Annotated in this window: 11 protein-coding genes; 7 read left to right on the top strand and 4 right to left on the bottom strand. The window is 59.5% G+C overall.

The window, feature by feature from the left end:
• The first annotated feature begins 12 nt into the window (after positions 1-12).
• Together ACL2XG_RS12740 and nirB are read left to right on the top strand one after the other, a co-directional pair.
• Positions 13-1284, top strand: coding sequence for a nitrate- and nitrite sensing domain-containing protein (locus tag ACL2XG_RS12740; protein ID WP_413723541.1), 1272 nt, complete (start codon positions 13-15; stop codon positions 1282-1284).
• Positions 1285-1428: 144 nt separating this feature from the next.
• Positions 1429-4431, top strand: a complete 3003-nt coding sequence (nirB, locus tag ACL2XG_RS12735; protein ID WP_413722037.1) for a nitrite reductase large subunit NirB — start codon at positions 1429-1431, stop codon at positions 4429-4431.
• A gap of 45 nt (positions 4432-4476) precedes the next feature.
• Here nirB and ACL2XG_RS12730 read toward each other — a convergent pair whose 3' ends face one another.
• From ACL2XG_RS12730 to ACL2XG_RS12715, 4 genes are all read right to left on the bottom strand, one after another.
• Complete coding sequence (locus ACL2XG_RS12730) at positions 4477-5880, bottom strand: efflux transporter outer membrane subunit (RefSeq protein WP_413722038.1); 1404 nt, start codon at positions 5878-5880, stop codon at positions 4477-4479.
• A gap of 63 nt (positions 5881-5943) precedes the next feature.
• Positions 5944-9048: an efflux RND transporter permease subunit gene (locus tag ACL2XG_RS12725; RefSeq protein ID WP_413722039.1), complete on the bottom strand. Its 3105-nt coding sequence runs from the start codon at positions 9046-9048 to the stop codon at positions 5944-5946.
• On the bottom strand, positions 9048-12245 hold the full coding sequence (locus ACL2XG_RS12720) for an efflux RND transporter permease subunit (RefSeq protein WP_413722040.1): 3198 nt from the start codon (positions 12243-12245) through the stop codon (positions 9048-9050). The genes ACL2XG_RS12725 and ACL2XG_RS12720 overlap by 1 nt, the downstream gene beginning before the upstream one ends.
• Complete coding sequence (locus ACL2XG_RS12715; protein ID WP_410012241.1) at positions 12242-13453, bottom strand: MdtA/MuxA family multidrug efflux RND transporter periplasmic adaptor subunit; 1212 nt, start codon at positions 13451-13453, stop codon at positions 12242-12244. The genes ACL2XG_RS12720 and ACL2XG_RS12715 overlap by 4 nt, the downstream gene beginning before the upstream one ends.
• A 1168-nt stretch (positions 13454-14621) precedes the next feature.
• On the opposite strand from ACL2XG_RS12715, the gene ACL2XG_RS12710 reads away from it, so the two are divergent.
• The 5 genes from ACL2XG_RS12710 to sctW all read left to right on the top strand — a co-directional run bounded on the left by ACL2XG_RS12710 (position 14622) and on the right by sctW (position 20607).
• Complete coding sequence (locus ACL2XG_RS12710) at positions 14622-16370, top strand: winged helix-turn-helix domain-containing protein (protein ID WP_410012240.1); 1749 nt, start codon at positions 14622-14624, stop codon at positions 16368-16370.
• 5 nt (positions 16371-16375) lie between these two features.
• Entirely contained in the window at positions 16376-16852 is a 477-nt protein-coding gene (gene iagB / locus ACL2XG_RS12705; RefSeq protein ID WP_410012239.1) for a type III secretion system invasion protein IagB, read from the top strand.
• A 154-nt stretch (positions 16853-17006) separates the two neighbouring features.
• Positions 17007-17816, top strand: a complete 810-nt coding sequence (locus ACL2XG_RS12700; protein ID WP_410012238.1) for a helix-turn-helix domain-containing protein — start codon at positions 17007-17009, stop codon at positions 17814-17816.
• The gene (gene sctC / locus ACL2XG_RS12695; protein WP_410012237.1) at positions 17813-19513 is read left to right on the top strand and encodes a type III secretion system outer membrane ring subunit SctC; all 1701 of its coding nucleotides are present in this window, start codon (positions 17813-17815) and stop codon (positions 19511-19513) included. The genes ACL2XG_RS12700 and sctC overlap by 4 nt, the downstream gene beginning before the upstream one ends.
• On the top strand, positions 19504-20607 hold the full coding sequence (gene sctW, locus ACL2XG_RS12690) for a type III secretion system gatekeeper subunit SctW (RefSeq protein ID WP_413722041.1): 1104 nt from the start codon (positions 19504-19506) through the stop codon (positions 20605-20607). Before sctC ends, sctW begins: the two co-directional genes overlap by 10 nt.
• The last annotated feature ends 27 nt before the right edge of the window (positions 20608-20634 follow it).

Genomic DNA, 20634 nt, shown 5'->3' with positions numbered 1-20634 from the left:
TAAATGAACCCATTGATTGCCGATACTTCCACCGCTATTCGTTTCCTGCAGGCCTCGCGGCAAAGCGAGATCGCGGCGTTGCGACGTTTGCTGCAAACCGGCGAACTGGTGGGGGCGGTCAGTCAATTGGTGCATATGCTGCAACGCGAACGTGGCGTAACCACCCTTTACCTGAGCGCGGGCTTGCACGCCGATACGCTTGAAAAACCGGCGCGCGATGCCGTTATTGCCGAGCGTGCCGTATTGCGGCTATTGGGCCGGGAGGAAGGCGTCAATCGGCCGGCGTCCGACAGCCAAAGGCTGGGGCGAATTGCAGCGGTATGTTATGCGCTGGGACGTTTGCCAGCGTTACGCCGCCGCATCCGGCGGGCCGGGATCGATCAGGCGCAGGCGGCGGCGGTATTCAACGCGGTGATCCGCAGCCTGCTGGCGCTGGTATTCGAGGCGGCGGATACGGCGGCGGAGCCGGCTGTTTCCCGGGCGTTGATCGCCATGTTCAGCTTTATGCAGGGCAAAGAGCTGGCGGGGCAGGAACGGGCGCAGGGCGCGGCGGTGTTTGCCGCGCGCGCATTTAGCGCCGCCGCCCGCCAACAGTTGCTGGACCTGATTGAAGGCCAGGAGCGGTGTTTCGCCACCTTCGGCGAATTCAGCGATCCCCTTAACCTGCAGCGCTGGGGCGAGATGGCGCGTGACGGCGATTGCGATGTCGAGCGGCTGCGCCGCATCGTTCTCACGGGTAACATCGCCGCGGATCACAGCCTGCGTTGGTATGAGGCGACGACCCGCCGTATCGACCTGATGAAGGGGGTCGAGGACGGACTGGCGGCGGTATTGATGCAATTATGCCGGGCCGGCATCGACGCCGCGCAAGACGCCGCGGGCGACTGGCCGGGAGATGCCGCGCTGGAAGCCCTGCTGGTGCGTCAGATGGACCAACCGGTGGAGTATAGCGTATTCGTTGCCGCCGCCGGACCGGACGACGCCGCTGAGCCGCTGGGCAATAACGGCCTCAGCCCGCAGCTGGGACGATCGGTATTATCTCTCGTCGGGCAACAATCGCGCCGGCTGCGGGAACTGGCCGATGAGCTGGCGCAACTGCGCGCCACCCTTAATGACCGGCGGCAAGTCGAAGACGCCAAGCTGCTGCTGATGCGTCATCAGCGGTTAAGCGAGGAAGAGGCCTATAACGCCCTGCGGCGTATGGCAATGAACCAAAATAAAAAGCTGACGGAAGTGGCCGCGGCCATCCTGGCGGTGGAAGAGATATTGACCGGCCGGCCATAACGGCGGGCCGGGGGTAAGCGACATCAGGATATGACTTCGTGTTAAGCCAATGGCGGCGTAGCGCGGGTCAAGGATAAAGGCGTCCAAAAGCATGCAGTCATTGCATGTTTTTGGACGCCTTTTTTTTATGTAAGGACTTTTGTTATGAACAAACCCGTATTAGCTGTCATCGGCCACGGCATGGTGGGCCAGTATTTTCTGGAACAGCTGGTGGCGCGCGAGCTGCACCGGCGTTACCGCATCATCGTCTTCGGCGCCGAGCGCCGCCCCGCTTACGATAGAGTACATTTGTCGGCGTATTTTTCCGGGCGCAGCGCGGGATCGCTGTCGCTGGTGCCCGACGGTTTTTTTGCGTTGCATGACATCGAATTGCGCGGCGCCACCACCGTTACCGCCATCGATCGTCAGCGGCAATGCCTGACGGATAACCGCGGCGGAACAACGCCCTACGATCGGCTGGTGCTGGCCACCGGATCCTATGCCTTTGTGCCGCCGATTCCCGGCTGCGATCTACCCGGCTGCCTGACGTACCGAACCCTGGACGATCTTGACGCCATCGCCGCGCGGGCGCGCCAGTCACGGAGCGGCGCGGTGATCGGCGGCGGCCTGCTGGGGCTGGAAGCCGCCAATGCCCTGCGGCAGCTGGGACTGGAAACCCATGTGATCGAGTTTGCCCCGCGGCTGATGGCGGTGCAGCTTGATGAAGGCGGCGCGGCCATGCTGCGGCGGAAAATCGACGCTTTGCAGGTAACCGTGCACACCGGCAAAAACACCCGCCGTATCACCCCTGCCGGCCAAGACGGCCTGCGGCTGGAATTTGCCGACGGCGGGTCGCTTGATACCGATCTTATCCTGTTTTCCGCCGGTATCCGTCCCATGGACCGGTTGGGCCATCAGTGCGGACTGACGCTCGGCGCGCACGGAGGACTGGCTATCGACGATCGGTGCGTGACCTCGGATGCCCATATTTTCGCTATCGGCGAATGCGCCGCGTGGCGCGACGCCTTGTTTGGGCTGGTGGCGCCCGGTTATCAGATGGCGCGCGCGCTGGCGTCATGTCTTGCCGGGGAGGAGGCGGTATTTAGCGGGGCGGATCTCAGTACCCGGCTGAAACTGCTGGGCGTCGAAGTCGGCTCGCTGGGGGACGCCCAGGGCGCCGCCCCGGGCTGCCAAAGCTATCTATGGACCGACGGCCCGCGGCAGATCTATAAAAAAATCGTGGTTTCCGGGGATAAAACCCGCCTGCTGGGCGCGGTGCTGGTGGGCGACAGCGCGGAGTTCAGTACCCTGCAGCAGATGATACTCAATGGCATGCCCCTGCCGGAACGACCGGAAAGCCTGATCCTGCCGGCCGGCTCGGGGGACGCGCCGAAGGCCGCGGGTGTGGCCTCCCTGCCTGACAGCGCCCAGGTTTGCTCCTGCCATAACGTCAGCAAAGGAGATATCCGCGCGGCGGTGGCGGCGGGGGCGCGCGATCTGGCGGCGGTGAAAACCTGCACCCGCGCCGGCACCGGCTGCGGCGGCTGCGTGCCGCTGGTCAGGCAGGTCATGGAATATGAGCTGTCGCAACAGGGCGTGGTGGTGAAAAAAGACGTGTGCGAACACTTTGCCTATTCACGCCAGGAGTTGTATCACCTGATTCGCGTCAACCGTATCCGTACCTTCAGCCAACTGCTGGCGCAATATGGCCATGGCCTGGGATGTGAAATCTGCAAACCGCTGGCCGGTTCCCTGCTGGCTTCCTGCTGGAACGACTTTTTATTGCAACCCGAACATCTGCCGTTGCAGGATACCAACGATCGTTTTTTCGCCAATATCCAGAAGGACGGTACCTATTCCGTCGTGCCGCGCATGCCCGCCGGGGAAGTCACCCCTGCGGGGCTGATTGCCGTGGGCCAGGTGGCTGCCCGTTATAATTTATACACCAAGGTGACCGGCGGCCAGCGCATCGCGCTGTTCGGCGCCAGGATGGAACAGCTGCCGGCCATTTGGCGGGAACTGGTGGCCGCCGGTTTTGAAACCGGGCATGCCTACGGTAAATCGCTGCGCACGGTAAAATCCTGCGTCGGCTCAACCTGGTGCCGCTTCGGCGTGCAGGATTCCACCGGGCTGGCCATCAGACTGGAAAACCGCTACAAGGGCCTGCGCGCGCCGCATAAATTCAAGCTGGGCGTTTCCGGTTGTACGCGTGAATGCGCGGAAGCGCAGGGCAAGGATATCGGCATTATCGCCACCGACAAAGGCTGGAACCTGTATATTTGCGGCAATGGCGGCATGAAACCGCGCCACGCGGATTTATTTGCCACCGATCTGGATGCCGACGGCCTTATCGTCATGATCGACCGCCTGCTGATGTTTTATATCCGCACTGCCGATCGGCTGCAGCGCACCAGCACCTGGCTGGATAATCTGGAAGGCGGCGTAAACTATCTGCAGCGGGTGATCGTCGATGACGCGCTCGGCATCTGCGCCGAGCTTGAACAGGAAATGCAGTCGGTAGTGGCGAGTTACCAGTGCGAATGGCAAACCACCCTGGCGGATGCCGGCCGGCTGGCGTTGTTCCGGGGATTTATCAACAGCGACCGGCCGGATGAAGCGGTGGTCATGATGGCGCAGCGATCCCAGATCCGGCCCGCACGGCCGGAAGAAAAACCGCGGGCGGGCGTAAGCGCGCCGCCCGAGGGCGATGCGCGCTATGAGGTGTCCATGGGGGCGTTGCCAGCCGCGGCAGGAAATGGCCCCGGGCCGTCGTCCGCCGTTGAGGAAACCGGCTGGCGGCCGGTGTGCATGCTCGGTGATATCCCGGCCCATGCCGGCATCGCCGCGCGTTTAGGGCAGCGGCAGATAGCCCTGTTTTACCTGCCGTCGGCCGCGGGCCCGGCCGGCGGGGAAGGCCGGGTGTATGCTTTATCCAATCATGAGGCGGGCAGCGGCGCCAACGTGTTGGCGCGCGGCTTGGTGGGCGATGTCGCAGGCGAGCCGGTGGTGATTTCGCCGCTGTATAAAAAGCATTTCCGCCTGCGCGACGGTTGCTGCCTGGAGGATGCAGGCCTATCGGTTAGCGCCTGGCCGGTGGAAATCCGCCAGGGGCGCGTCTGGGTGGCGGCCTGCGCATTGACGGCGCGCGCGCCGGCGCCGGCGGAATAAGGGCGACGTCCGTGGCGGCCCGGGGCCGCCACGGACCGTCACGGCCTACCGACGGTCTTCGTCATGCCAGCCGCCGCCGAGGGCGACGATCAGCTGAACGCTGGCCACCCATTGGGTGCTGCGCAGCGACAGCAGGTTTTGCTGCTGCGACAGGCTGGTATTTTGGGTGGTGGCGACATCCAGGTAATCAATCATCCCCGCCCGGTACTGGTTAAGCGTAACGCGGGCCGATTCCTGCGCGGACTCGGCGGCGCGCTGCTGCGCGGCGGTTTCCGCCTCCAGGGTCGACAGCTCCACCAAATAATTTTCCACTTCCTCAAACGCCGACAGCACGCTCTGGCGATAGCTGGCGACGCTGGCGTCGTAAGCGGCCCGCGCCTGCTCAACGGATGCCTTGGTGGCGCCGAAGTCCAGCAGCGTTCCGCTCAGTTCCGGTCCCAGCGACCATACCCGGTTCGGCATGGAAATCAGATTATGCAGCACCGAACTTTGGAAACCGCCGCTGGCGCTCAGGGTCAGGTCGGGGTAATAGGCGGCCTGCGCCACGCCGACGGCGGCGTTGGCCGCGGCGACGCTGCGCTCCGCATAGGCGATATCCGGCCGGCGTTGCAGCAGTTGTGACGGCAGCGCCACCGGGATAACGGGCAGGGTGGCGGCGAGCCTGGCGGCGGGCAGGCTGAACTGCGCCGGCGACCGGCCGATCAGCACCGCAATGGCGTGTTCAAGCTGCGCGCGCTGCCACTGTAAATCCAGCGCGGAAGCGCGGGCGCTCTCCAATTGGGTCTGCGCCTGCGCCAGGGTGCCGCGGGACTCGCTCCCGGCGCGGTATTTATTCTCGATAATGTTCAGGTAGCGCTGGTAGGCCTCGACGCTCTCCTGATACAGCGCTATCTGCTCATCCATGACCCGCAGCTGGAAATAATCCTGCGCCAGCTCTGATTGAGCGCTCAGGGTAATATTGGCCAGTTCGGCGGCGCTGGCCTGGGCATTGGCCTGGTTTTCCTCCACCGTGCGTCTGAGCTTACCCCACAGGTCCAGCTCCCAGCTGGCGCTGACCTGCGCCTCATGCGTCGTGGCGGCGGCGGTCCGGGTGCCGCTGCGCGTGGTGTCGGCGGTGCCGGTGACCGTCGGGTACAGATTGGCGCGCGAGGCGGCCGTCAGCGCCCGCGCCTGGCGGTACAGCGCTTCATACTGCGCCACGTTCTGGTTGGAAATCCGCACCTGGCCCAATAAGCCGGAAAGCGTCGGATCCCGGTACACCGCCCACCATTCCCCCTTGCCCGCCTCATCCCGCGGCGCGGCCTGCGTCCAGCCCTTCGCCTGTTTAAATTCAAGCGGCACCGTCATCGCCGGCCGCCGGTAGTCCGGGCCCACCATACAGCCGGCCAGGATCAACGCCAGCGCCAGGGGCAGCAGCTTCAGGGCGGGATGTGGGAATATCGTTATCATAAAGTCACTGTTGTCCGAAATCATAAGTAAGAAGGGTGAGGCGCCATCGTCGGGTTACCGGCTTCAGGCCGCGCCGGTTTTGCCAAAACGCCGCCAGGCCCGCTTGCCGGAACGGCTTAGCCGGTCCATATACAGATACACCACCGGGGTGGTGAACAGGGTCAGCAGTTGGCTCAGCGCCAGGCCGCCGGCAATCGCCATGCCCAGCGGGCTGCGCAAATCCGCATCCCCGCCGCTGCCCAGCGCCAGCGGCAGGGCGCCAAAAAAGGCCGCCAGCGTGGTCATCATAATCGGCCGGAAACGCATCAGGCAGGCTTGGGTAATCGCCTGCTGCGGGCTGAGCCCCTGGGTCCGTTCTGCCGCCAGGGCAAAATCGATCATCATAATGGCGTTTTTCTTAACGATGCCTATCAATAACAAAATGCCGATCAGGGCGATCACCGTGAGCTGGGTGCCGGTGATAATCAACAGCAACAGGGCGCCAAGCCCGGCGGAGGGCAGGGTGGACAGGATGGTCAACGGATGGATATAACTCTCGTACAGCATGCCCAACACGATGTAGACCGCCGCCAGCGCGGCGAGTATCAGCCAGGGCATGCTGGAGGCCAGCGCCGTAAAGGCCTTGGCGGTGCCCTGGAAGCCGCCCTGGATGGTGGACGGCAGGCCAATCTGCGCCATGGCCGTCTTGATAAGCTGCTGCGCCTGCTCGAGGGACACGCCGTCCGCCAGGTTAAACGCCACGGTGCTGGTGGCGGATTGCCCTTGATGCGCCACGGATAACGAGGCGTTGGCGCCGCTGAAACTGGCAAAGGCGGCAATAGGGATTTGCTGGCCCTGGCCATTGACCACCATCAGCTCGTTCAGGACCGCCGGATCGACGGTGAACGCGGCGTCCAGGGTCATCACCACATGGTACTGGTTAAGGGTTTTATAACGCGTGGCGATCTGCCGCTGGCTGAAGGCGTTATTGAGCAGGGTATCGAGCATCTGCACGTTCACGCCCAGGCGGGTGGCCTTATCCCGGTCGATATTCAGCATCACCTCCTGGCCGCCGGTCTGGGAATCGGCGTCCACCCCGGTAAGCTGCGGGATCTTTTCCAGCGCCGCCTTGACCTTCGGCGTCCAGAGCCGCAGGGTATCGAGGTCGTCGGCCTGCAGGCTGTACTGGTAAAGGGCGTTGGCGCTGCGGCCGCCGATATGCAAATCCTGCGCCGGCATCAGGAACAGCTGGACGCCGGGCTGGTTAAGACCTTTGGCGGTCAGGCGGTTGGCTACCTCGGCGGCGCTGGCGTCCCGCTGGCTGAAATCCTTCAGGTGCACGAAAAAGTTGGCGCTGTTGCGCGAGCCGAAGCCGCCGCTGCCCATGGAGGAGAGCACGCCGTCCACCGCCGGATCCTGCTGGATGATGCGCGAAAACTCCTGCAGCTTGGGTTTCATGGCCTGGAACGAGACGTTCTGGTCGGCGCGCAGCATGCCCATCAGCAGGCCGGTATCCTGGTTGGGGAAAAAGCCTTTCTGCACCACGGTATAGAGAAAAATATTCAGCATCACGGTCAGCACCAGGCTGAACAGCGTCAGGCGCTGGTGGCGCATGACCCAGGCCAGGGCAACGGCGTAGGCCGCCAGCAGCCGGGCCAGCCCGCGCTCGATCAGCACATAGATCCGCGGCGGCTTGCGGGTCACCGGCGGCTTGCGCTTGAGCAGCCGGGAACACAGCATCGGGGTGAGGCTCAGCGAGACCACCATCGAAATCAGCAGCGAGACGGTGAGCGTTATCGCGAACTCGCGAAACAACCGGCCGACGATACTGCCCATCAGCAGGATGGGGATAAACACCGCCACCAGGGACAATGTCATCGCCAGCACGGTGAAACTGACCTCCTGCGCGCCGCGGATTGAAGCGCGCACCGGCCCCAGGCCCTGTTCGATATAACGGGTAATGTTCTCCAATACCACGATGGCGTCGTCCACCACGAACCCGGTGCAGATAATCAGCGCCATCAGCGACAGGTTGTCCAGGCTATAGCCCAGCAGGTACATGACCGCGCAGGTGCCGATCAGGGATACCGGCAGCGCCAGGGCCGGGATAATCACCGCCTGCAGGTTGCGCAGGAAGACAAACACCACCGCGATCACCAGTATGACGGCGATCAGCAGCGTTTCTTCGGTATCGCGCAGCGAGGAACGCACGTTAGGCGAGCGATCCACCACCATATGCAAACCGACGTCGCCGGGCAGGGTGGCGGACAGCGCCGGCAGCCGCGCCTTGATGGCGTCGATGGTTTCCAGCATATTGGCGCCCGCCTGGCGGGTCACGCCAATCATCACCGACGGGGTCTGGTTGTAGTATCCGACGTTGTATTTATCCTCCACCGAGTCGTAGACCCTGGCCACATCCCCCAGCCGCACGGCGGTGCCGTTTTGATAGCTGACGATAAGCGCCCGGTAATCGCGCGCCAGATCCAGCTGGCCGTTGCCGTCCACCACCCAGGATTGCCTGTCCCCCTGCAATATCCCCTTGGGTAAATTGCTGGTGCTGTTGGCGATGGCGCTGCGCACCGTATCCAGGGATAAGCCGAAGTGGGTGATCATCTGCGGGCTCAGCTCAATGCGTATCGCCGGCAGCGAGCTGCCCAACAGCGATACCTGGCCGACGCCCTCGACCTGGGCGATTTTTTGCTGGATTTCGCTGGAGGCCAGATCGTATAACTCCCCGCTGGTGCGGGTGGGGGAGGTCAGGGCCAGCACGACGATCGGCGCGTCGGACGGGTTGGCTTTGCGGTAGGTGGGCAGCGAGGGCATGCTGGAAGGCAGCAGGCTGCGCGCGGCATTGATCGCCGCCTGCACATCGCGCGCCGCGCCGTTGATATCCCGATCCAGGTCAAACTGCAATATCACGTTGGTGGAGCCCTGCCCGCTGCTGGACGTCATTTCGCTGATGCCGGCGATTTGTCCCAGGGCGCGTTCCAGCGGCGTGGCCACCGTCGCGGCCATGGTTTCCGGACTGGCGCCGGGCAGGCTGGCGCTGACCATGATGGTCGGAAAATCCACCTGCGGCAGCGGCGCCACCGGCAGCAGCCGGTAGCCCAGCAGGCCGAGCAGCACAATGGCCAGCGTCAGCAACAGTGTCGCCACCGGGCGAAAAATAAACACGCGCGAGATATTCATCAGCGCTCCTGGCGGCCGTAACGGCGCCATGTCCGCTGCGCGCGCTGCGACAGGCCGTCAAACCACAGGTAGATCACCGGCGTGGAAAACAGCGTCAGCACCTGGCTGAATATCAGGCCGCCGACGATCACCAGCCCCAGCGGCCGGCGCAGCTCGGCGCCGGATCCGTGCGCCAGCATCAGCGGCAGCGCGCCCAGCAGCGCCGCCATGGTGGTCATCAGGATCGGCCGGAAGCGCAGCAGACAGGCCTGGTGGATGGCCTCACGCGGCGTAAGATGCTGGTGGTGCTCCGCCTCCAGCGCAAAGTCGATCATCATGATGGCGTTTTTCTTGACGATACCGATCAGCAGGATAACGCCGATAAGCGCTATCAGGCTGAACTCCGTATCGGCGAACAACAGCGTCAGCAGGGCGCCCACCGCCGCCGAGGGCAGGGTGGACAAAATCGTCACCGGATGGATAAAACTTTCGTACAGGATGCCCAGCACCACATACATGGTTATCAGCGCCGCCAGGATAAGCCACAGGGTGTTATCGGTGGCGCTCTGGAACGCCGAGGTTTCGCCCTGGTAGCGCAGGGTAATACTGGACGGCAGTTTCAGCTCATCGGTCACGTTGGTTATCGCCTGCTGCGCGTCTTCCAGCGAATAGCCGGGTTGCAGGTTAAAGGAGAGGGTGACCGCCGGGAACTGATTGAGCCTGGCGTACAGCAGCGACCCGGTACGCAGGTGGATTGCGGCGATAGCGGTGAGTTTCACCATGCCGGCTGAGGAACTGGTGGTGGAGCCGCTCGATGCGCTTGATGTCGTCGTAGCGCCGGACGAACCCGAACTGCCCGAGGTGCTGGCCGTACTCGTGCCGTCGGTAAGATTGGTGGCCAGGTAGATATCGTCCAGCGACGCCGGCGACTGCTGGTACTTCGGCAGCACCTCGAGCACCACGCGATATTGATTGGACTGGGTAAAGATCGTCGACACCAGGCGCTGCCCGAAGGCGTTATATAATGCGGTATCCACATCGGCGGCGGTAATGCCGTAGCGCGCCGCCGCGTCGCGGTTCAGTTCCACGTAGGCCACCTGGCCCTGATCCTGTAGATTGCTCACCACCTCGCTGAACTCCGGCCGCCCCGCGAGCGCCGCCACCACTTTCGGCGTCCAGGCGACCAGGTTTTCGCTGTCCGCGTCGTCGAGGGTGAACTGGTACTGGCTGGGCGTGACCTGATCGTTAACCGTCAGGTCCTGCGCGGATTGCAGATACAGCTGGATGCCGGCGATATCCGCGACGGCCTGCTTAAGCTGCGTGATAATCGCATCGGCGCGCAGGTCGCGATCCGCGAAGGGCTTAAGGTTTATCTGCAGCCGGCCGCTGTTCAGGCTGGTATTGTTGCCGTCGATGCCGATGGTCGAGGATACGCTCGCCACCGACGGGTTTTTGAGAATGACATCCGCCAGCCTTTGCTGTCGCGCCGCCATCTCGCTAAACGACACATCCTGCGAGGCCACGGTTACCCCCTGGATAAGGCCGGTATCCTGCGGCGGGAAAAAGCCTTTCGGCACCACCAGATACAGCAGTGCCGTAAGGGCCAGGGTCAATAGCGCCACCAACAGCATCAGGCGCTGGTGATCCAGCACCACCGTCAGCCAGCGATCGTAGCCGGCCACCAGCTTGTCGAACAGCTGCCCGCCCTTGCGGTTGAACCGGCTCTGTTGTTCCGCCGGGATATGGCGCAACAGGTAGGCGCACAGCATCGGCGTCAGCGTCAGGGACACCACCATCGACACCAGGATCGCCACCGCCAGGGTAATGGCGAACTCGCGGAACAGGCGCCCGACCACATCGCCCATAAACAGCAGCGGGATCAGTACCGCAATCAGCGAAAAGGTCAGCGAAATAATGGTAAACCCAATCTGCGCCGAGCCGTTAAGCGCCGCCTGCATCGGGGTTTCGCCGTTTTCCAGGCGGCGCGAGATGTTTTCCACCACCACGATGGCGTCGTCGATAACAAAACCGGTGGCCACCGTCAGGGCCATCAGCGACAGGTTGTTCAGGCTGAATCCGGCCAGGTACATCACGCCGAAGGTGCCCACCAGCGACAGCGGCACGGCGATGCTGGGGATTAATGTCGCGGCCAGGTTGCGCAGGAACAGAAACGTCACCATCACCACCAGCGCAATGGACAGCAGCAGCTCGAACTGCACGTCGCTGATGGATGAGCGGATGGTCTGGGTCCGGTCCGATAAAATCGCGATCTTAACCCCGTCGGGCAGCGCCGCCTGCAGGGTCGGCAACTGGGCCTTGATATTATCCACCACCGAGATCACGTTGGCGCCGGGCTGGCGCTGGACGCTGATGACGATGGCGGGCATGCGATTGGCCCAGGCGGACTGGAACGCGTTTTCCTCCGCTTCGTCGATTTGCGCGATATCGCGCAGGCGCAGCGCGGCGCCGTTCTGGTAGGTAATGATCAGGTTGCCGTACTCGGCCGCCGTGCGCAACTGGTCGTTGGCATCAATGGTAATGGAGTGGTATTTGCCGTCGAACCCGCCCTTGGAGCCGTTGACATTGCTGTTGCCAATCAGCGTATCGACATCGGCCAGCGTCAGGTTATGCGCCGCCAGGGCGCGGGGATCCATGCGCACCCGTATCGCCGGCTGATGGCCGCCGGCCAGCGTCACCATACCCACGCCGGAAATCTGCGACAGCTTCAGGGCGATGCGGGTATTGACCAAATCCTGCACCTTGATAAGCGGCAGGGTATCGGAGGTGGCGGCCAGGGTAATGACCGCCGTATCCGCCGGATTGACCTTTTTATAGGTCGGCGGGTTGGGCAGGTCGGTGGGCAGCAGGCTGTCGGCGGCGTTGATGGCCGCCTGCACTTCCTGCTCGGCCACATCCAGCGACAGCTCCAGCGAAAATTTCAGGGTGATAATCGACGCGCCGCCGGAGCTGGTGGAATACATCTGGCTCAGGCCGGCCATCTGTCCCAACTGGCGCTCAAGCGGGGCGGTGATGGACGACGCCATTACGCTTGGACTGGCGCCGGGATAAAGCGTCGTCACCTGGATGGTGGGATAATCCACCTGCGGCAGGGCGGAGGTGGACAGCATCCGATAGGCGAAAATGCCGGCGACCAGCACGCCGATCATCAGCAAAATCGTGGCGACCGGACGTTGGATAAACAGTCGTGAGGGATTCATTGCGCCGTCACGTCCTTGGTTTGCGCCGTATTCACCACCGTCACCTTACTGCCGGTATTGAGACGGTCTATGCCTTCGGTGACCACCTGGTCCCCCGGGGCGACGCCGGACAACACGGCCTGCAAATCGCTGCCGAACGCCGGCCCGGTTTTAACCGCTTTTCGCTCAACGGTGTTGTCGGCCTTGATCACATAAACAAAATCGCCGTCGCTGCTTAACTGCAGCGCCTGGGCGGGAATCACGGTCGCGCCGGCCAGCGTCCCGGTTTGCAGCCGGATGTTGACAAACTGGTTGGGGTAAAGGCTTTCGTCATCATTGGCAAAAATCGCCTTTAGCTTGATACTGCCTGTATCGCTATCGATTTCATTGCTGATAAAATTCAGCTTGCCCTGGCCGAGAGGGGTAATGCCGTCCTGATCGATGGCCGTGGCCGGCAGGGAATTGCCCTGGTGCAGCGATTTCAGCAGCGTGGGTAAATTAACCTGGGGCAGGCTGAAGGTCACCGCAATCGGCTGGGTCTGGGTAATAGTGACAATGCCGGTGGTATCGCTGCTGTGGACCATATTGCCGGGGTCCACCAGCCGCAGCCCCACCCGGCCGGACACCGGCGCTGTAATGCGCGCGTACTCCAGATCCAGCTTGGCGGCATTGATTTGCGCCTGATCGGCTTTGATCGTGCCCAGGTACTGACCGACCGTGGCGGTTTGGGTTTCCAAATCCTGCCGCGACAGCGAGTCCTGCGCAAACAGGGTCTTGTAGCGCGCCAGGGTCAGCTGGGCGCTTTTCAGCAATGCCTGGTTTTGCGCCAGTTCGCCCTGATATTGCTCCAGGGTAGCCTGGTAGCTCCTGGGGTCGATTTGCGCCAGCAGCTGGCCTTTGGCCACTTTCTGGCCTTCGACGAAATAGACCTGCATCAACTGGCCGTCCACCCGGCTGGTCACCGTGACGCTGGCGTTGGCCACCACGGTGCCGAGCGCGGAAAGATATACTGGCACATCCGCCTGTTTCGCCGTCCCGCTGTGCACCGGCGTGGCCAGGCCGCCCATGCCGGCGCCCGCCCTTCCCGGCCCTCCCGCCCGGGGATCGGCATTCGTGCCGCCGCTATGCCTTGGCAGAAAATAGAACAGGGCGGCTGCAATCAACAGCACGACGATTAACAACAACAGAATATTGCGCCATTTGATTTTACGTTGTGAGCGGATTTTCATGCGATACGGGCGGCCATCAGTGGTCAGGGAATTATCATCGTACTAGGATAAAGTAATTCAGGCCGCGTTATTGTAAAAGTTTCGTCAAAAAGCATTTCACTTATACGGGGAAACAGGCATAACGATAAAGATTCTCCCCGCCATCAGCGCTGCTTTAACCACGCTTTTACCCGAGATAAAGACTCTGCTGAGCAGCACAATGAAGGATGAGAGTGATTGATTTAAAATAACATTAGGTAACCAGGTGCATTAAATATGCAGGCAAATGGCGCGTTGTCACCCCCGGTGTTTGTAAACTTGATAATATAATTGTCGGGTTTTTGCCCTGTTGGCCAATGATGCCGGTAACCGCTGGGAATCGCTGGCTTTTTAATCGCTGCTCACGGATTTTGCGGCATATTGACGGTTGTTTACCCCGGGCTATCATGTTTCACTCTGGTTAAAAATGTTAACGTTATGTTTTTAATGGTGGCGAATCCCCATTTTTATTCGCTATTTTGTACTGCAATTCACGTTTGTTATTGTTATTCCCCACCGCTTATGGAGATAACTTTACTTTTCCCCCGCCGGCTTATTTGACAGTAAGCGTGCTCACTATATAATCCGTTTTAATTTTACAGGGCGTCCCAGCAAAAAATAATTTATGCCTTGGGTGCATGATTGAATATATTCATTTTTTTAATACACAATATATGAAATGGAATTAATATTTTTTCGGCAACGATGCTCACTGTATTGTTAAAATAAAGAATAATTTATTAATTTTTTGATCTGCCCTGCAAATATGGATACCGTATCCTTGTAAGCTGGCGTTAAATGAACCGGGCCTTAATCCTCCAGCATAAATCGTGGTTTGCGGCAGACTTTAACGCTGGGTTGACGCTGGGTTTAAGCATAATCGCCCGGCGATGCATATATAACACCAAGGTGGATTAATGTAATTAACATAAACCCCATCTGGTTACATAAATAATAACTTCTCTCATTGTTAAAGTGGATCATTAATTTTTGTATAGTAGTTTTAATGTAAGGCTATTGTGGGCGGCAAAAGGCTATATGAATAAGAAATGATCGGTGTATTGATGAAATGTGCACAGGTCATGCCCTAGGCTTATCCAGGGGCGAACCGCCATTTTAATCCGTCGTCATTCTCGGGTAGGAAGAAAATATGAGTAATGTATTTAATCGACCGCGTGCCATGAATATTCCACCGACGCCTCTGCCGATCAAAGGGATCAGGAAAGAGGTGGTGAACCATTTTAAAGTCCAGTACAGCTTTGGTGATTTTATCCTTCACTCTACCCGCGTTCTGTTTCATAAAGATCGGAAAATCAGCGTGTCGCCAAAAGAGCTGGGGGTGCTTATCCTGCTGCTGGAATCCGCCGGCGAGGTGGTCAGCAAGGACCGGCTGATCAATGAAGTCTGGTCCGGCGGCAATGTCGGTGAAGAATCCCTGACGCGGTGTATCTATGTCCTGCGCCGTATTTTGCAGGAAGGCAAGCATAACCGGTTTATCGATACCGTTTATGGTAAAGGCTACCGTTTTACCCTGCCTGTTACCCGCGTCACGCCCCGTGAACGCATGACCACGGCCAGCTGCATTTTTGCGGTGCTGCCATTTCACCTGGACGCGCATCTGGATACGCTGGAACTGCATGATGCAATAGTGCAGGAAATGACCGGCTACGCGGCGGCCGGGCTGCACGTTCTGCCTTCGTCGCTGACGCTTGGCTGCACATCACTGCAAACGACCCTGGAATTGATGGAAAAGATCAAGCCGGATTATTACCTGACCGGCTACCAGCTGAGCCAGACAAGCGGGCCGCTGATGCGTGTTGAACTGATGCGCGCGCAGGATCATCTGGTGCTGCACCGGGAGGCGATAAACCTTGACGGCCGGCTGACGGTGGCGTGCATAAACCGCCGTATCAAGCCGCTGCTGTTGAAGCATATTCCCTGTCTGCGCGAGGACGGTCAAACCCTAAACCCGCCTTCGTCCACGCTTGATGCGCGGGCCGTTCACCGTGCGGGGCGCGACGCCTTCCTGGCCTACACGCCGGAAAGCCTGGGCAAGGCCCTGGACCTGCTGCAACAGGGGCGCCGGCAGGCCCCGGATGATATCGACCTGCAATACCATCTGGCGGAATGTTATTTCGCCCTCGGGCAAATGGGCATGATGGATTTTGATCATGCGTTGCGCGAATGCGGCGCGCTGATCGACGGCGTACTGGCGCGCACGGCGGATCACCCCGAGGCGCTGGCGTTAAGCGGGGTGCTGCAGGGATTGAATCGCGCTTTCAGCGAGGCGGCCGAACGGTTTAAACAAGCGCTGGCGATGTCCGGGGATAATCCTTCGGTTAATTATTATTATGCATGGCATCTGCTTATTGTCGGCGACACCGGCAGAGCGCTGTATTTCGCGCGCCAGGCCCGGAAAATGCTGCCCGAGATGATGGCTGTTCAGGTATTGATGATGTGGCTGGAATATTGCGACGGTAATGCGCAGGCGGCGCTGGATATCGCCGGGGGCCAATCACCGGAGGAGCGCGCTCATCCGGTGCTGCTCAGCATGCGGGCGGTCATCCTGTGCAGCGAGGGGCAACCCGGCCGGGCCGCGGAGCTGATCCCCCATCTGATGAACGGCAGCGAACAGGACGGCATTGTCTACCTGAACGCGCTTTATACACGCATGTTCTCGCAGTCGGCGGCGGTCAACGGCGAGCAGGTCGCCACGTTGATGCGGCGGGCCACGCATATGATGCCGTCGGCGCTGCTGCCGGTTATCCTCCAGTGCCAAGGATACCGGGCGGCAAAAAAATGGTATGACCAGCTTTCCAGCACCTCCTCGCCCTGCCTGATGTTATGGCGCAACGACCCCCGGGTTAAACCCCTGCGGGCCGAGGTCCCGGAGTGTTGAGCACCATGCCCGCAGGTAAATATTTCATCGCGCTCGGTTTGCTGTTAAGCGCCACCGCCGTGTCGGCGGACTGCTGGTCGCAGGCGGAACGTCATTTTTCCATCGAATCCAGGCTGCTGCAGGCCATTGCGCTGACGGAATCGAATATGAACCCGCGCGCCACGGGCAAAAACGCCAACGGCACCCGCGATATCGGCCTGATGCAGATCAACAGCCTCCATTTGCCCCGGCTCAGGACGTTGGGCATTGATGAGCAACGGCTGTATGAAGATAGCTGCGTCTCGGTAATGGTGGGCGCCTCGGTGCTCGCGGACATGATGAAGCGCTACGGTTATTCCTGGGAAGCGGTGGGTGCTTATAACGCGGGAACCGCCGCGGGCCGCAAACACCTGCGCATGCGTTATGCCCAACGCGTTTGGGAACACTATAAACGCCTGGATACGAGCAACGCGCCGGTGATGGCGCGACCGGCTGCATCCTGAATATGTGATTAAACAATATATGCAAATGTATATTAGTCCTGGTTATTAATGTTTTGTTTAACGACTTTCGCTCTGGGCGGTTTTATACATCATTAAATTTAACTCGATGAATCAGATTCCCATCATGATTTATGGAAGACACAAAGGCATTATCATGAGTATCAAGGTTAATCAAAAACGCATGGGGTTAATAATGAACAAAGAGAATATCATATTGCCCCACAGGCCGCTCGCGGAAAATTATAAACAGGATATAACCGAACCCACATGCTGGCTGATGCAAACCCATAATCAGGCGTGCCGCATCCATTTCCAGTCGGGCCAGGAATCCTCCACCCTGAATCTGTCGCAGGATTGGCACGGTATTCTGGTCATGAATAAAATCAACCTGGAAATTATTTCCGGTGCGCCCATCCAGCAGGAGCTGCCTTTATTTGCGCTGGTGAAATTGCAGGTATTTATTGATGAATCACGCCGGGTGTCATTGAAATACGATCCCTTACAGCCTTGGGACAGCATTAAACTTAACAGCGATCCGCTTATTGCCAACTGCGGCGATGTCGAGCGCTGGCTGTTGACGCAAAGCAACCTGCTGCCCACCGAAATGGGCATGCTGGCATCTTTTCTGCGCCGGACGGAATGGTATTGGCTCATCCGCTTTTTATTAAATGAATCGGTCAGCCACGGCAAAATACATGAGCTGGGCGCGCGTTATGGTTTGTCCTATTCGCATTTCCGGCGGTTATGCCGTAATGCCTTGGGCAATTCAGCTAAAAACGAGCTGCGCGGCTGGCGTATCGCCAGGGCCTTGCTCGATGTGGTCGAAGAGGGGCAAAGCCTGACGGAGGTGGCGATGCGGTACGGTTACGCGTCCTCATCCCATTTATCCAATGATATCAGGGATGCTTTTGGCGTTTCCCCCCGGGGATTGTGGAACATCATCAACAAGAAACTGGAAAAATGAAAGCGCAAAAATTTATACAGCAAAGCCTGATATGTTGGTGCCTGATCGGCGGAATGGTTCCCCTGCTGGCGCAGGCCAATCCACTCACCGGGGGAGCTATCGCCGCCGAAGGTTATGTCGCCAATAAAGACGGCTTAAAAATGTTTTTCGACGCGCTGTCGTCGCGTCTGGGCAAGCCGGTCATTGTCAGCAAGCTGGCGGCGCGCAAGCAAATCAGCGGCGAGTTTGACTTCAGCAATCCCCAGGATCTGCTGGAGAAAATTTCCCAGCAACTGGGCCTGATTTGGTATCACGACGGCCAGGCGATTTACGTTTACGACGCCAGTGAAATGCGTAATTCGATGATGTCGCTGAATAATACGTCCTTTACGGCGCTGGACAACTTCCTGCGCAAATCCAAGCTGCTCGACAGCCGCTATCCGCTGCGCGGCGATGACAGCAGTGGCACGTTTTATATTTCCGGGCCGCCGTTCTATGTCGATCTGGTGATGAATACCGCCAAAAATATGGACGAGCAGTCCGCCACCGGCATCGGATCCGGTGATGAGAAAACGGCGGTTATCCATCTCAGCAATACCTTCGTCACCGATCGGGTCTATGAGCAGCGCGGAGAAAAAATTACCATCCCCGGCGTGGCCACGGTGATTAACGAACTGCTGAAGGGCGGCACGAAAACGGCCGGCACGGCGGTGCACTCGCTGATGCCGGACGCCATGCCGGCGCCGAAAATGCCCGAGTTCAATCTTGAGGCGCTGGGTGCCGGGACCACGGTCTACCAGCCCCGGTCGAGCCTGGCGGAAGCGCTGCGCGTCGAATCCGCCGCCAGTCCGATCAACGTGATTGCCAATCCCAATACCAACAGCCTGCTGGTCAAGGGTACCGCCAAACAGGTGCAGCTGATCACCAATCTGGTGGCGGCGCTGGATACGACAAAGCGGCATGTCGAGCTCTCCTTATGGATTGTCGACATACAACGGGACGATCTGGATCAGCTTGGCGTCAATTGGCAGGGGAGCGTGAATATCGGCAACCAGTTAGGCGTGTCCTTTAACGGCGGTTCCTATTCCACCCTCGACGGCGCGCGTTTTGTCGCCTCCATCCAGGCGCTGTCGCAGAAAAACCGCGCCAATATCGTCTCGCGTCCGGTGGTGCTGACCCAGGAAAATATCCCGGCGATCTTTGACAATAACCGCACTTTTTATACCCAGCTTATCGGCGAGCGTAACGTCGAGCTGCAGCATGTTACTTACGGCACCATGGTGAACGTCCTGCCGCGCTTTACCGCCGACGGGCAAATTGAAATGGTGCTCAATATCGAGGACGGCAACGAACTCAATGAGACCACGGTATCCGCCGGCAATATTCTTCCCAAGGTCGGGCGCACCAATATCAGCACCGTGGCCCGGGTGCCCCAGGGAAAAAGCCTGCTGATCGGCGGTTATACCCGTGATGAAATCTCCGGGCGTGAGGGCAGGATCCCGGGGTTGGGCAGCATCCCCCTTATCGGCGGCCTGTTTAACTATAAGCAGAATACCCAGTCCAATATGGTGCGTATTTTCCTCATAGAGCCGCGGGAAATCACCGAGCCCCTGCAATCCGACGCCAGCAACGTGGCGGACAGCCTGATTGCCGGCCGCCGATCCGCCCCCTTGCCGGACTGGTCGCGCAACCTGCTGGATAGCCAGAAATGGCGGTAAACGCCACCGGCGGCATCGGCAACGCCGGCGCGTTCAGCCTGCCTGACGCCAGGTTGCCCGGCCGGCAGCCCGGGCAGGATGTCGCCACCAAGGTTAAGGTAAAACGCAGCGCCGCCAGCCTGGTCAAACTGGCGGAACAATCCGGCAAAAGCGCGTCGTCGGCGGCGGCCCAATTCGCCAGCAGGCGGCAGTACGAGAAATACGCGCGGGATACGGAGATGAATTTCGCCCGTATCCTGGAAAACGATGCCATCCCCAAGGTGGATCAGCTGCTGCGTATGCTTAACAGCGGCAATCTGTTCCAGAAGAACGCGTTTTTGCTTTTTGCCCGCTCCCTGTTTCCTGATGATAGTGATTTGGTGGTGGTGCTGCGCGAACTGCTGCGGCGCCGTAAGCTGAACGAAACGGTGGGAAAAGAACTTGCGCAACTGCTGGACGAGGTGGAGGCGCAGGCCGACCCCCGGCTTGTCAACGCCGGCATTAACTGTGCGCTCAAGGCCAGGTTATTCGGGCAGGCCCATCTGGAACTGAATCCGGCGATGTTGCGGGGAAGCTACCGGCTATTTTTACAACAGGAACGCCGGGCGCTGGAGGAGTACCAGGACTGGATCGCCTGTTATGGACACCAGTATCGCAACGTGATACTGGCGTTTATCGAGGCCGCCCTGATGGCCGATGTGTATGCGGTAACGCCCAGCTCGGCATCGGTATACGGCGATTTTATCGGTAAATTGGGCCAGCTCAGGTTGATACGCTCCGGGGATGATCTGTTTATGAAACAGCTATTATCAAATAAAGTGATTAATGGTTTAAATAAAAGTGAAACGGATTGGCTGATATTTTTATTCTCGCTATTGCAGTTCCCTGAAGATATAGATGATCATCTTCATTATTTAATTGGGGAAACGTTTTTATTGCGCCGCCATGACGAACGCTCCGCTATTTTGCAGCCTCTGTTTCGTGCATGTAAATTATTGCCACATGAATTATTTGTCTGCAATGAATCTGCGCAGCGTATGTTTATTGAGTTCGAATATCTTGCCGGCCTGGCGTATAAGCGCGAAGTCATTGAAAACAGATTAAATCGAAAATGACGGTGAAAGTTCATCGTCTTTGCATGG

The sequence above is a fragment of the Sodalis sp. RH24 genome, from assembly GCF_047324145.1.
Lineage (GTDB): Bacteria > Pseudomonadota > Gammaproteobacteria > Enterobacterales > Enterobacteriaceae > Acerihabitans.
Note: the sequence above shows the minus strand (reverse complement) of the source record. Positions and strands in the feature narration are given on the sequence as shown.